15 protein-coding genes are annotated in these 12,599 nt (G+C 66.2%); 6 read left to right on the plus strand and 9 right to left on the minus strand.

Translation table 11 applies throughout. From position 1 onward, the window contains the following. Window positions 1-41 precede the first annotated feature (41 nt). A complete protein-coding gene (locus ACNJYD_RS07435; protein ID WP_439365781.1) occupies window positions 42-443 on the plus strand; it encodes a DUF1330 domain-containing protein in 402 nt (133 codons plus the stop codon). Window positions 444-610: 167 nt separating this feature from the next. On the opposite strand, the gene ACNJYD_RS07440 is transcribed toward ACNJYD_RS07435, so the two are convergent. Then, window positions 611-1,543 carry a DMT family transporter gene (locus tag ACNJYD_RS07440; protein WP_212254321.1) on the minus strand — a complete coding sequence of 311 codons (933 nt, stop codon included), beginning with the start codon at window positions 1,541-1,543 and terminating at the stop codon, window positions 611-613. Between the two features lie 423 nt (window positions 1,544-1,966). On the opposite strand from ACNJYD_RS07440, the gene ACNJYD_RS07445 reads away from it, so the two are divergent. Further along, the gene (locus tag ACNJYD_RS07445; RefSeq protein ID WP_172784700.1) at window positions 1,967-3,259 is read left to right on the plus strand and encodes an adenylosuccinate synthase; all 1,293 of its coding nucleotides are present in this window, start codon (window positions 1,967-1,969) and stop codon (window positions 3,257-3,259) included. 37 nt (window positions 3,260-3,296) lie between these two features. Beyond that, window positions 3,297-4,886, plus strand: a complete 1,590-nt coding sequence (locus ACNJYD_RS07450; RefSeq protein WP_439365782.1) for a hypothetical protein — start codon at window positions 3,297-3,299, stop codon at window positions 4,884-4,886. A 127-nt stretch (window positions 4,887-5,013) separates the two neighbouring features. On the opposite strand, the gene ACNJYD_RS07455 is transcribed toward ACNJYD_RS07450, so the two are convergent. The 3 genes from ACNJYD_RS07455 to ACNJYD_RS07465 all read right to left on the minus strand — a co-directional run bounded on the left by ACNJYD_RS07455 (window position 5,014) and on the right by ACNJYD_RS07465 (window position 6,039). Next, window positions 5,014-5,286, minus strand: a complete 273-nt coding sequence (locus ACNJYD_RS07455; protein WP_246570588.1) for a hypothetical protein — start codon at window positions 5,284-5,286, stop codon at window positions 5,014-5,016. Window positions 5,287-5,545: 259 nt separating this feature from the next. Further along, window positions 5,546-5,761 carry a hypothetical protein gene (locus ACNJYD_RS07460; RefSeq protein ID WP_172784697.1) on the minus strand — a complete coding sequence of 72 codons (216 nt, stop codon included), beginning with the start codon at window positions 5,759-5,761 and terminating at the stop codon, window positions 5,546-5,548. Between the two features lie 35 nt (window positions 5,762-5,796). Continuing rightward, window positions 5,797-6,039, minus strand: coding sequence for a cysteine rich repeat-containing protein (locus ACNJYD_RS07465; RefSeq protein ID WP_172784696.1), 243 nt, complete (start codon window positions 6,037-6,039; stop codon window positions 5,797-5,799). 143 nt (window positions 6,040-6,182) lie between these two features. Between ACNJYD_RS07465 and ACNJYD_RS07470 the strand changes: the two genes are divergently transcribed. Continuing rightward, on the plus strand, window positions 6,183-6,608 hold the full coding sequence (locus ACNJYD_RS07470) for a DUF5413 family protein (RefSeq protein WP_172784695.1): 426 nt from the start codon (window positions 6,183-6,185) through the stop codon (window positions 6,606-6,608). A gap of 45 nt (window positions 6,609-6,653) precedes the next feature. Further along, window positions 6,654-7,196, plus strand: a complete 543-nt coding sequence (locus ACNJYD_RS07475; protein ID WP_212254323.1) for a DUF4112 domain-containing protein — start codon at window positions 6,654-6,656, stop codon at window positions 7,194-7,196. Window positions 7,197-7,420: 224 nt separating this feature from the next. On the opposite strand, the gene ACNJYD_RS07480 is transcribed toward ACNJYD_RS07475, so the two are convergent. From ACNJYD_RS07480 to msrA, 4 genes are all read right to left on the minus strand, one after another. Next, complete coding sequence (locus tag ACNJYD_RS07480; protein ID WP_024337713.1) at window positions 7,421-7,714, minus strand: hypothetical protein; 294 nt, start codon at window positions 7,712-7,714, stop codon at window positions 7,421-7,423. Window positions 7,715-7,926: 212 nt separating this feature from the next. Continuing rightward, entirely contained in the window at window positions 7,927-8,091 is a 165-nt protein-coding gene (locus ACNJYD_RS07485) for a DUF3309 family protein (RefSeq protein ID WP_172784692.1), read from the minus strand. 106 nt (window positions 8,092-8,197) lie between these two features. Next, window positions 8,198-8,617 (minus strand): peptide-methionine (R)-S-oxide reductase MsrB, encoded by a 420-nt coding sequence (gene msrB, locus ACNJYD_RS07490; RefSeq protein ID WP_439365783.1) that lies wholly within the window; start codon window positions 8,615-8,617, stop codon window positions 8,198-8,200. A gap of 30 nt (window positions 8,618-8,647) precedes the next feature. Beyond that, window positions 8,648-9,352: a peptide-methionine (S)-S-oxide reductase MsrA gene (gene msrA / locus ACNJYD_RS07495; RefSeq protein ID WP_439365784.1), complete on the minus strand. Its 705-nt coding sequence runs from the start codon at window positions 9,350-9,352 to the stop codon at window positions 8,648-8,650. Window positions 9,353-9,618: 266 nt separating this feature from the next. On the opposite strand from msrA, the gene ACNJYD_RS07500 reads away from it, so the two are divergent. Beyond that, a complete protein-coding gene (locus tag ACNJYD_RS07500; RefSeq protein WP_439365785.1) occupies window positions 9,619-11,307 on the plus strand; it encodes a caspase family protein in 1,689 nt (562 codons plus the stop codon). A gap of 130 nt (window positions 11,308-11,437) precedes the next feature. On the opposite strand, the gene ACNJYD_RS07505 is transcribed toward ACNJYD_RS07500, so the two are convergent. After that, window positions 11,438-12,553, minus strand: a complete 1,116-nt coding sequence (locus ACNJYD_RS07505) for an ATP-dependent DNA helicase (RefSeq protein WP_172784688.1) — start codon at window positions 12,551-12,553, stop codon at window positions 11,438-11,440. Window positions 12,554-12,599: the final 46 nt, after the last annotated feature.

The following is a 12,599-nucleotide window of genomic DNA, read 5'->3' on the forward strand; positions in this document are numbered from 1 at the left end:
GCCGCAATGCTACAATGCAGCCGAGCCTTAAGGAGGTGCCGTTGGCGGTCAATATGTTGAACATCGAGGGCCTGGAGCGGCTCGATCCGAATGCGCCGGTGGTGATGCTGAACCTGATGCGCTTCCACGCGCGCTCGCGCGACGGCAACGGGTCGGGCTGGGACGCATATTTGCGCTACAGCGCGATCGCGGTGCCGATGATCAAGGCGCGCGGCGGCACGCTGCTCTGGACCGGTGAAGCCAAGGCGGTCGCGCTTGGTCCTCACGCGGGCAACGATTGGGACTTCGTCGCGCTGGTCCATTACCCGTCCGTCTCGGCCTTTCTCGACATGATGACCTCGGAAGCCTACGAGCGCGAAGCCGATCCGCATCGCGTCAACGGCTGCGCCGAGCACGTGATCATCGCGACGAGCGAGGCCTACAGCAAGTTCAGGACGAAGTAGGGGGGCGATCTTGCTTACCCTCCCTTGGAGGCTACGGCATTCGCACATCGAAGTTGAAGGCGGGCAGACTCGTAGGGTGGGCAAAGGCGCACTTGCGCCGTGCCCACCATGACCCCGCACAGCAGAAGCCGTGGGCACGCTTCGCTTTGCCCACCCTACGAGGCGAGTTACGTCGTCTGCTTCCTTGACGCCGCGAACACGCCCGACAGCACCAATGCAAAGCCGATGAAGTGGAACGCCTGCGGGTGCTCGCCCAGAAACACCATCGCCATGATCGAGCCGAACACCGGCACGACGTGGAAGAACGGCGCGGTGCGGTTGGCGCCGATCAGGCGCACGCCGCGATTGAAGCAGAGATAGGCGAGCGCCGAGGGGAAGACGGCGACGTAGAACAGGGTCAGGAGGTTCGGCCCGTCGAGCTTCATCACCGGGCGTGCCGACAGTTCCCAGATCTCCAGCGGAATGAGACAGGCGGCGCCGCAGCCGAAGGTGAAGGCGAGGAACGAGAGGCCGTGCATCGGCGGCCGTTTCAATGACAGCACCGAATAGAGTGCGAAGATCAGGAGCGCGAGCAGGAAGATCAGGTCGCCCTTGTTGAAGTCGATGCTCGACAGCGTGGTGAAATCGCCGTGCAGCAGGATGGTCAGCACGCCGCACATCGACAGCAGCACGCCGAAGGCCTGCGCCGCGGTGAGACGGATGCCGAGGATGACCAGCGACCACAGCGCCACCAGCAGCGGCGCGGCCGATTGCAGCAGCAGCGTGTTGAGCGCCTGGGTATGCTCCAGCGCCCAATATTGCAGCGTGTTGAAGGCGCCGATGCCGGTGATCGAGAGCGTGATCATCAGGCCGAGCTTGCCGCGGATCGCCGGCCAGTCCTGCATGAGGTGCTTCCAGGCGAACGGCAGCACCAGCAGGAAGGCGAAGAACCAGCGCAGGAACGACAGCGTGACCGGCGGAATGTGGCCGGCGGCGAGCCGCCCGACGATGGCGTTGCCGGCCCAGCACAGCGCGGTGATGCTGAGCAGCAGGTAAGGCTGGTTGGCGATCCAGCTGTGGCCGGATGTTTCCGCATGCGTAGTGTGGCCGGTGGCGGACATTGTGATGGTTGGGCCCCGCGTCGAGTACGCCGAGCCCTCCGGCCCGGCGAGGTCCGGGCCGGCTGATCCACCCGGCAGGTCCAAAGACACGGAAAACGAGGTTGCAGCAACGGGGGGCGGACGCATCGCGACCATGCCAGCGGCGAAGGGGCCTCTCACGCTTTGGTCGAAGCCGCCTACGCCGGCCCGCAAGGGTCGGGATTTTCCGCGGATATCAAGGGCTTGGACCGGGCTTTGGACCCCGAAAAAGCCCCGTTCTTGCTTGCCTAGAGGGGCTGCTTCCTTTATCCGGTTGGCTGCCTTGCGTGCGGGCGGCTCCGGCCGCCGATTGGGCTGGGCGCAGGCATGATCCCGGAAGAGTGGGCACCGGTTTTCCGCGAGGATCATGCCTTCTAGAGACAGATTGAACAGGATTACCCGCGAATGGCCAATGTTGTCGTCGTCGGCGCCCAATGGGGCGACGAAGGGAAGGGCAAGATCGTCGACTGGTTGTCGGAGCAGGCGGATATCGTCGTCCGCTTCCAGGGCGGCCATAATGCCGGCCACACGCTGGTGATCAACGGCAAGACCTACAAGCTCGCGCTCCTGCCCTCCGGCGTGCTGCGCGAAGGCAAGCTGTCGGTGATCGGCAACGGCGTGGTGTTCGACCCCGCCGCCTTCCTCGACGAGGTCGCCAGGCTCAGGTCGCAGGGGGTCGATGTCAGCCCCGACAATCTGCGTGTCGCGGAAAACGTCACGTTGATCCTGCCGCTGCACCGCGAGCTCGACGCGCATCGTGAATCCGCCAGCGCCGCGACCGCGATCGGCACCACGCGCCGCGGCATCGGCCCGGCCTATGAAGACAAGGTCGGCCGCCGCGCCATCCGCCTGATGGATCTCGCCGATCATCAGACGCTGCCGCACAAGATCGACCGCCTTCTGGCGCACCACAACGCGCTGCGCCGCGGCCTCAACCTGCCGGAATTCGACAGCGCCGTGATCCTGAAGGAGCTGATGGCGATGGCGCCGCAGCTGCTGCCCTATGCCGAGACGGTCTGGCGGCTGCTCGATATCGAGCGGCGCGCCGGCAAGCGCATGCTGTTCGAGGGCGCGCAAGGCGCGCTGCTCGACGTCGACCACGGCACCTATCCCTACGTCACCTCGTCCAACACGGTGGCGGCCCAGGCCGCGACCGGCGCCGGCCTCGGACCGGGCGCGGTCGGCTACGTGCTCGGCCTGTGCAAGGCCTACACGACCCGCGTCGGCCAGGGCCCGTTCCCGACCGAACAGGACAACGAGATCGGCCGCAAGATCGGCGAGCGCGGCCGCGAGTTCGGCACCAATACCGGCCGCCCGCGCCGCTGCGGCTGGTTCGACGCCGTGCTGGTCCGCCAGGCGGTGCGGACCTGCGGCATCAATGGCCTCGCGCTGACCAAGCTCGACATCCTCGACGGCTTCGATTCGATCGAGGTCTGCACCGGTTACAAGCTCGACGGCAAGGAGATCGACCATTTCCCGGCCGGCGAGGGCGCGCAGGCCCGCGTCGAGCCGATCTACGAGACCATCGAGGGCTGGAAGGAGCCGACCGCCAATGCGCGGTCCTGGGCCGACCTGCCGGCGCAGGCCATCAAATATGTCCGGCGGATCGAGGAATTGGTGGGATGTCCGGTTGCGCTGCTTTCCACCAGCCCGGAACGCGAAGATACTATCCTGGTGCAAAATCCGTTTGAGGCTTAACGATATCTTACCGGGACGCGCGTATAGTTGAGTAGAAATGGCTGATTACTACCCGCTGATCGCCCGCGCTATTGCCGCCCTGGACCCCAACGCTCCCGGCGAAAGCCGTCGCGCGCTCTATGAGCGGGCGCGCACGGCCCTGATCGCGCAGCTGCGCAGCGTGCAGCCGCCGCTCTCCGAATCCGAGATCACCCGCGAACGGCTGTCGCTGGAGGAGGCCGTCCGCAAGGTCGAATCGGAGGCCGCCCAGCGTGCCCGCGAGGCCTCGCGTCCCGGTGGCGGCGCCCGTAGCGGCGGCAGTGGCGATGCCTTCCGCCGCGCCAGCACCCGTGCCACCGAGGGCAACCCGGCTGCGGCGCCGCCGCGCACGCGTCCGGCCCCGACGCCGCCGCGCGCCGACCGCCCGTCCTTCAACGTCGACGAGCAGGGCGAGGCACCGCGTCCGCCGCGCGCGCCCCGTTTCGACGCCCCGCGCCCGTCGGGTCCTCCCCCCGCGCCGCCCGAGCCGCCGGCCGGGCGCGATCGCCAGGGTGCGCGCCGTCCGCCCGATGTGGGACCGCCGCCGCCGCTGCCGTCCTCGCCCGGCGTGCGCGGCTTCCGCGACATCACGGCCGATGCCAATGATCTCGGCGGTGCCGCCGCGCAGGCCAGCCGCGCCGCGCGCCGCACCTACGCCAACGTGCCCTCGCCCTCGCCGGAATTCGACCGGCTGGAGCCGAGCCTGGAAAACCGCACCGGCGAATCCGAGGCGCCCTATTCCTACGACGAGTCGATCGAGGAGGCCGAGCGCTACACGCCGCAGCCGCCGTCGCCGCGTGCGCGCATTGCCCCCGACCGCGACGTCAAGAAGCGCGCCCGTACCCGCTCCGCCTTTCCGTTCAAGAGCGCGATTGCCATCGGCATCGTGCTCATCCTGGTCGGCGCCGGCATCCTCTGGGGCAAGCAGCTGGTCCAGATCGTCAACGGCTTTCTCAAGCCGTCCGCGACGCAAGTGGCTGATACGCCGACCCCGGCACAGCCGCAGAGCAAGCCCAAGATTCCCGATCGCGTCGGCCAGCCCTCGGCCAGCGACCAGCCGGTCGCGCCGGTGGCGCAGAAGGTCGTGCTCTACGACGAGGATCCGTCCGACCCGAAGGGCAAGCAATATGTCGGCTCGGTGGTATGGCGGCTCGAGCCGATCAAGGCCTCGGGCAACCAGAAGGCCGACCTCGCCGTGCGCGCCGACATCGAGATCCCCGACCGCAAGTTCAAGATGACGATGTCGTTCCGCCGCAACACCGACTCCTCGCTGCCGGCGAGCCACACCGCGGAATTGACCTTCATCCTGCCGCAGGATTTCCCCGGCGGCAGCGTCTCCAACGTGCCGGGCATCTTGATGAAGTCGAACGAGCAGGCCCGCGGCACGCCGCTCGCAGGCCTCGCGGTCAAGGTCACCGACGGCTTCTTCCTGGTCGGCCTCTCCAATGTCGACGCCGACCGCGCCCGTAACGTCCAGCTCCTGAAGGAGCGCTCCTGGTTCGACGTGCCGCTGGTCTACGCCAACCAGCGCCGTGCCATCATCGCCATCGAGAAGGGCGCCCCCGGCGAGCGCGCCTTCAACGACGCCTTCGCGCAGTGGGGCGATTGAGCCCTTCTGTCGTTCCGGGGCGCGCGTAGCGCGAGCCCGGAAGCCATTTCACCGTGTCACATGCCGCCTGATGGATTCCGGGCTCGGTGCTGCGCACCGCCCCGGAATGACATCTTGGATGGAACGACTACTGCGCCGCGGCTTCCCGCTTGCGCGATGCCGCCGCGGCGGCGTGCTCGCGGTCCATCACGGCGCGGCAGCCGGGGCTGACATGGGCCTTGTTCCGGACCATGCAGGCGGTGATGCGCGGGATGTCGGGAATCTCGCTGGAGCACAGCCGCATCGCGTCACCCGAGCACATCTGCTGGGCTTGTTGCGAGAAGGCGAGACTGGGTGATGTCTGGAGTACGAAGGTAGTGGCGAAGGCGAAGAGAGAGGTGATGGTCTGATAGCGCGTCATGAAGGTTGCGTCCCCGAGTTCCGTGGGTTGAGCCACTTGGTTTTGGGGCGCCGCACGCGGCTTGATCTGCCGCATGTCACAGCCTTCACGCCGGGAGCTTCAATCCCGCATGTGGTCGCTCGATTTCGTGATGCTCGAATCGAAAGTGCTGCGCCGCCCGAGCGAAGTATGCGCCAATGTCACGCGCCCGCAATGGCCGGCACAAAGGAATTCGCAATTGTTGCACGCCAGTCACTCGTGCGCGATCAGATCAGCCAGCCTACGACGCCCGTGCCTGTTCCGCATCGCTCGCGCCGAGCGACGCGGCGTGTTCCTCGACGGCGGTGACGCCCTTGGGCGTCAGCTCGAACAGATCGCCGTCCTTCATCACGTAGCCGTCGGCGATCAATTGCCCCATCTTGCCCTGCCGGTCGTCGGCGAAGGCGACGGACTGGCTGATGTCCCGCAGGATCGAGAGCTCTTCGTCGTGCAACATGGCTTCACGCTCCATTCGCGGGGATGGGTTCGTCCTCACATGCCGTGGCTCTGAAACACCTTGCTGCAGGGCTTCGACAGCTTGGCCCGATTGGCTTGCAGGCAGCTCTGCACCGCGCCGTCATTGCCGAGGTCCTTGCGGCAGAAGCGCTGGGCATCGCGCGAGCAGGCCTGCTGCTCCTGCGGCGTGCCCATATGGCCTTGGGCGAACGTGGGTGACGTCGACAGCCCGCTGAGGGCCGCCAGCGCGATCGTCGCCAGGAGAATCTTGCGGGCCATCGGCGGCTCCAGTCTGTCAGGGGTTGAATTCAGGTCCAGCATGAACTCATCGCCTTGCCACTTGTTCCCCTTGAGGCGCCCGGCGCCCGCTGTTCAAGGTTCCCGCTGCGCTGCTATAACGCCGGCAAAGTGTGAGGTGCTTGATGAAACGCTATCTGGTGTTTGCGCTGGTCGGCCCGTTCGTCGGCGGGTTCCTGCTGCTGCTGACGACGACCTACCAGTCCGGCTATTGGGCGCAGACCAATCTCGCCGAGGTCGGCAAGCTTTTCGCGGTGTTCTTCAAGACTCTGCAATACAGCTACCTGTTCGGCTTCCTCCCCTCGCTGATGATCGGCGCGGTCGACGACATCCTGCTCCACATCCGCCGGATCGGTCCCGGCTTGCGGATGCTCCTGGTCGGCCTGTTCGCCTTCGTCCTGGCCTCGCTCACCTACAGCTCGCGCGGCCCGGATTCGGGCGCGGTGCAGTTCATCCTGTACGGGCTCGTGGGTTTCGTGCCGGCGGTGATTTCGTCCTGGCTCGTGCATCGCTATGTCGAGGAGCCGCAAGCCGCGCCGGCGCCGACCTGACGCGCGGCAGCAACCTCCGCCGCGCTGGCGCGTTCACTCGAGGCCATGGGCATGCCCGACGACGACATCCTCGCTCCGCGCAAATCCCGTTCCGGGAGCAGCTCGCGTGCGCGCTTTTCGCGCGACGAGGCCCGCGGGCCGATCATCGACCAGGAAGGCCACGAGATCAGGCCCGAAAGCCTGGAGCAGGGATTTCGCGAGTTTCGCTTCGAGTTCGGTCAAGGCGGCCCGTTCGGCAATCTGACCCGCGAGCAGCGGATCGCACGGCTCGAGGCGATCGCCAAGCTGCTCGACGTCGCCTTCATCCTGCCCGGCACCAACATCCGCTACGGCATCGACGGGCTGATCGGCCTGATCCCCGTCGTCGGCGACATCATCACCACCGCGATCTCGCTGTGGCTGGTGCGCGAGGCCCGCGCGCTGGGCGCGCCCTGGCACATCACGGCGCGCATGCTCGGCAATGTCGCGGTCGACGGCGTGGTCGGCCTCGTCCCGTTCGCGGGCGACGCCTTCGACGTCATGTTCCGCGCCAACATGCGCAACGTCCGCCTCTTGCGCCGCTGGCTGGAAAAGCAGCCGCGGATGTAGTCTGGCTGAGAGCGCTCGCCGCGAGTCCGACTGGTCGACAATGCGCCGGATCTCCCAGAGTCGTCATTGCGAGCGCAGCGAAGCAATCCAGAATCTCTCCGCGGAGGGACTCTGGATTGCTTCGCTGCGCTCGCAATGACGGCCGGACAGCCCAAAAACACAAAAGGCGCGACGACCTTTCGGCCATCGCGCCTTCTGCGCACATCGAACTTTGTTGCGAAAGCTTACGCCGCGTCGGCGTCGGTCTCCGCGGCCGGGGCCGGCTTGGGCCGGCGGGGCAGCGGGAAGGCATCGCTCTCGTACAGCGAGCGGATGCCGTTCTGGTCGAAGCGCGCTTCCTCGACCTGGAGATAGGCGCCGTTCAGCGAGTCCGTCGGCAACTGCTCCATCGCGAACTGCACGGCCTCGGCCGCCGTGCCGAACCGGCGATAGGTGAAGCCCGCGCGCTTCTTCTTGCGGATGGCGGCGGGGAAGAGCTCGGCGGAGGTGTTGAAGTTGAACGGACGCAGTGGACGCATGGTCAAAGACCTCGTGATCTTCTCTGGGGCTTTAAGCGCGTGGGGTTGGGGAGGGCAGGGGCCGCAATCGAGCGGGCCCGCCACATGTCATTGTCGCCCTCTAATATAGGCCGATTTGACAAAAATGCGACCCCCGCGATGCGAGATGATGAATCCGCGCATGGCAGCTCCGCTGACCAATAAAATCTTTATATTTCAATAACTTATATGGTCTAAACTTTGCCAAGAAGCAGCAGCACGACCAGGATGACCAGCACGACCCCGCCGATCCCCATGCCGGAATGACCAAGGCCATAGCCGTAGCCGCCGAACCGTCCGGACAGGCCGCCGACGAGATAGATGATCACCAGGATGATCAGGATGGTCCCAAGCGTCATGGCATCCTCCCTGGCGGCCGCCGAATGCGATCATCGGCCGCACCGCCAGAGCAGAAAAGCACATCGCGCCGCCGGGTTCCACGGGGGAACCCGGCGGCGCGCCGCGTTATTTGGGCTCGAGCTTCAGCGCCGCGGAATTGATGCAGTAGCGCAGGCCGGTCGGCCCGGGGCCGTCGGGGAAGACGTGGCCGAGATGGCCGCTGCATTTGGAGCAGAGCACCTCGGTGCGGATCATGCCGTGGCTGGTGTCCCGCTCCTCGTCGATGTGGCTCTCGACCGCGGGCTGGGTGAAGCTCGGCCAGCCGCAGCCGGAATCGAACTTGGCGTCCGACTCGAACAGCACGTTGCCGCAGCCGGCACAGACATAGGTGCCGACACGGTGCTCGTGCTCATATTCGCCCGAGAAGGGACGCTCGGTCGCCTTCTCGCGCAGCACGGCGTATTGCATCGGCGATAGCTCGCGCCGCCACTGCTCTTCGCTCTTGATGACCTTGTCCTCGGTCGCTTTCGTCTTGGTGTCGGGCATGGGTCTCCCGTTGCTTTGGTGATCTTTCGATCAGTTGGTGGCCTTGCCGGCATTCACCAGCGTCGGCTTCTCAATGTAGTTATCCGCGAACAGCTTTTTCAGGTTCTCGACCTTCGGGATGTCGTTATAGGCGATGTAAGGCTGGTTCGGGTGCAGCGTCAGATAGTCCTGGTGATAGGCCTCCGCCGGATAGAACGCCTCCAGCGCGCCGATCTTGGTCACGATCGGCTTGTTGAACACCTTCGCGCCGTTGAGCTGGGCGACATAGGCCTCCGCCACCTTCTTCTGCTCGTCCGACGTGGTGAAGATGGCCGAGCGATATTGCGGGCCAACGTCGGGGCCCTGGCGGTTGAGCTGGGTCGGGTCGTGCACCACCGAGAAGTAGATCTGGAGGATCTTGCCGTAGGAGATCTTCTTCGGGTCGTACTTGATCTCGACCGATTCCGCATGGCCGGTGCGGCCGCTCGTCACCGCCTGGTAGTCTGCGGTCGCCTTGGTGCCGCCGGCATAGCCGGACACCGCGTTGACTACGCCGGCCGTGTGCTGGAAGACGCCCTGCACGCCCCAGAAGCAGCCGCCGGCGAGCACGGCGGTCTGGATGCCGCTTGCGGGCGAAGCGTCCAATGCGGGAGCTGGGATCACGACCGCCTCCTCCGCGGCCCGGGACGGCATCAAGAAAGCCAGCGTCACGGCGGTGGTTGCGGCGAGCAGGGTGGCGAGGGCGGTTCGGCGCATGGCAATCCTCTTTCGGCAATCCTCTTTTGGGAGGTCTGACAGTCTAGGGGGGACGGGACCGGGCGAACAGCCTGCCAGGCCACGTTTTCGCATCATCCGAGATACGGGCCGAGCCGCCGATTGTTACGCCGGGGCGGACACGAGACCGTGAGGACGCGCAGGGGTGACGCGGCAACCGGCCCGCTTGGCGGGGTGCGGAACTCCGCGCTAGATGAACCGGCGCGATCGACGATCGACCAAATGGTGGCTGGAGCTGGCCTGACAACATGCTGCGCGTCGTATTCCTGATCCTCGCCGTCCTCGCCGCCGGCACTTGCAGTGCCGCGGCCGATCCCCAACCCGGCGACGATCTCGCTTTGTGCCGCGACCGTCAGGCCGAGCTGCAGGCCCGCGCCACGGTTTGCGAGAACCTGCTGAACGCCGATCGTCTCACCGGCAAGGACAAGGCGATCGCCCTGTCCGTGCGCGGCAATATCCTGCTCAACAAGCGCGACCATGTCCACGCGATCGAGACGCTGTCCATGGCCATCGACCTCGATCCGGACAACGTCGTCGCGCTCAACCTGCGCGGCCTCGCCTATGAGCGCAGCGGACAGGAGGATCTCGCGATGGCCGACTACAACCTCGCGCTCCAGAAGCGCCCGGCCTATGGCGTTCCCTACAACAACCGCGGCGTCATCCATGCGCGCCGCGGCGCGCTGCAGAGCGCGATCGACGATTTCAGCCTGTCGATCAAGTACACGCCCAAATTCCTGCTCGCCTGGACCAATCGCGCCCGCGCGCGCACGCTGATGAAGGATTTCGACGGCGCCATCGCCGATTTCGCCGAGGCCGAGAAGATTGATGCGGCCGCGCCGCAGATCGCCGGCAATCGCTGCGTCACCTACGGCATGATGGGCAAGTTCGACCGCGCCCTGGCCGATTGCAACGGCCTGATCGAGAAGCAGCCCAGGAACGTGTTCGCGATCAACAACCGCGCCGACGTCAGCATGATGAAGGGCGACCTCGAGGCCGCGCTGAAGGATTACAACACGGCCATCCAGATCAACCCGAACAACGTCCGCGCCCATGCCGGCCGCGGCCAGATCTACGAGCGGCGGAAGGATCTCGCGCAGGCCCGCGCCGATTATCGCGCCGCGGCCTATTCGCTGACGAGGTTCGACGACACCGAGGTTGCGCGCGCCCGCGCCATCGCGCAGGAGCGGCTCGCCGCCCTGTCGCCGAAAGCAGCGGCGAGCGCGACGACCGGCCGTCGCGTCGCGCTTGTGATCGGCAACGGCGCCTACAAGAACGCCCACCCGCTGCCCAATCCGCCGCGCGATTCGAAGCTGATCGCGGGCGTGCTGCGCGACCTCGGCTTCCAGACCGTGCTCGACACCAAGGACCTCACCCGCGATACGTTCTTTCAGACCCTGAAGGCCTTCGCCGAGGAAGCGGAAAAAGCCGATTGGGCCGTGGTCTATTATGCCGGCCATGGTTTTGAGATCGGCGGCGTGAACTATCTCGTCCCGGTCGACGCCAGGCTCACCGCCGACAAGGACGCCGAGACCGAGGCCGTCGCGCTCGAGCAGGTGATCGCTGCGGTCGGCGCCGCGCGGAAAGTTCGCCTCGTTGTCCTCGATGCCTGCCGCGACAATCCGTTCGCGCCGGCCATGCAACGCACCCTGTCGCTGAAGCTGGTGGAGAAGGGCTTTTCCAACATCGAGCCCGGTGCCGGCTTCATGGTGGTCTACGCCGCCAAGCACGGCGAGACCGCGATGGACGGCGACGGTGCCGCCAACAGCCCGTTCGCTACCGCGCTCGCCCGCGAGATCAAGCAGCCGCGCGTCGAGATCCGAAAATTGTTCGACATCGTCCGCGACGACGTCTGGGCCGCGACCAAGCACGAGCAGCAGCCGTTCACATATGGATCGCCGCCGGGGCGGGAGGATTTTTACTTCGTCGCGGGGAAGTGAGGGGAATACTCGCGCCACATCTGCGGTGCCGTAGGGTGGGCAAAGGCGCAACGCGCCGTGCCCACGATCTCTCTCCTCAAGCAATAGTGCGTGGGCACGCTGCGCTTTGCCCACCCTACGGCAGCGGACTCTAGACGACGATGCTCAACCGCTTCGCCGCCCGCGTGATCCCCGTGTACAGCCACCGTGCCCGCGAATCCTGGAACGCAAAGCTCTCGTCGAACAGAACGACATCGTCCCATTGCGAGCCCTGCGACTTGTGCACGGTCAGCACGTAGCCGTAGTCGAACTCGTCATAGGGCTTGCGCTGCTCCCAGGCGATCTGCTCGACGCCGCCCTCGAAGCAATCGGCGCGCACCGAGACCTTGGTCACCTTGTGGCCGAAATCCTCGTCCGGCGATAGCCGCATCGAGAGGATGCGCGATTTCGAGCGCGAGGTGTTGCGCGACTTCACGCGCCACAGGCCGCCGTTGAACAGGCCCTTCTTGCGGTTGTTGCGCAGGCACACCAGCTTGTCGCCGGCGACCGGAAACGGATCCTCGATGTTCTGGCGCTGGCGCACCCGCATGTTGTAGGCGCGGCGCGTGTTGTTGCGGCCGACCAGGATCTGGTCGGCGCCCATGACGCGATCGGGGTCGAGCTCCTTCCGCGACACCACCTCGCTCTCGCCGTAGCGGCCGATGTCGAGCTCGCGGCCCTCGCGGACGTCCATCGACATCCGCACGATCGGGTCGTCCTGGGCCTGGCGATGCACCTCGGTCAGCATCGCGTCGGGTGTGGTGTTGGTGAAGAAGCCGCCGCCCTGGATCGGCGGCAGCTGCGCGGGATCGCCAAGCACCAGCAGCGGACAGTCGAACGACATCAGGTCGCGCCCGAGCTCGGCATCGACCATCGAGCATTCGTCGATCACGATCAGCTTCGCCTTCGAGGCCGGCGCATCGTCCCACAATTCGAAGCTCGGCTGCTCCTCGCCGGATTCGCGGGCGCGGTAGATCAGCGAATGGATGGTCGAGGCACCGTCGCAGCCCTTGTTGCGCATGACGAGGGCCGCCTTGCCGGTGAAGGCGGCGAACTTCACCTCGCCGTCGACGCCCTCGGCGATGTGCCGCGCCAGCGTGGTCTTGCCGGTGCCGGCAAAGCCGAACAGGCGGAACACCGGCGGCGTGCCGCCGCGTCCCGGCCTGGCCTTGAGCCAGTCGCCGACGGCCTTGAGCGCAGCATCCTGATGCGGGGTGAAAGTGGCCATGTCTGTCTTGAGGGAGCGGCGAATGAGGCGATTCGCCATCCCCCAA

Origin of the sequence: Bradyrhizobium sp. SPXBL-02 (genome assembly GCF_051853065.1) — a bacterium.
Lineage (GTDB): Bacteria > Pseudomonadota > Alphaproteobacteria > Rhizobiales > Xanthobacteraceae > Bradyrhizobium.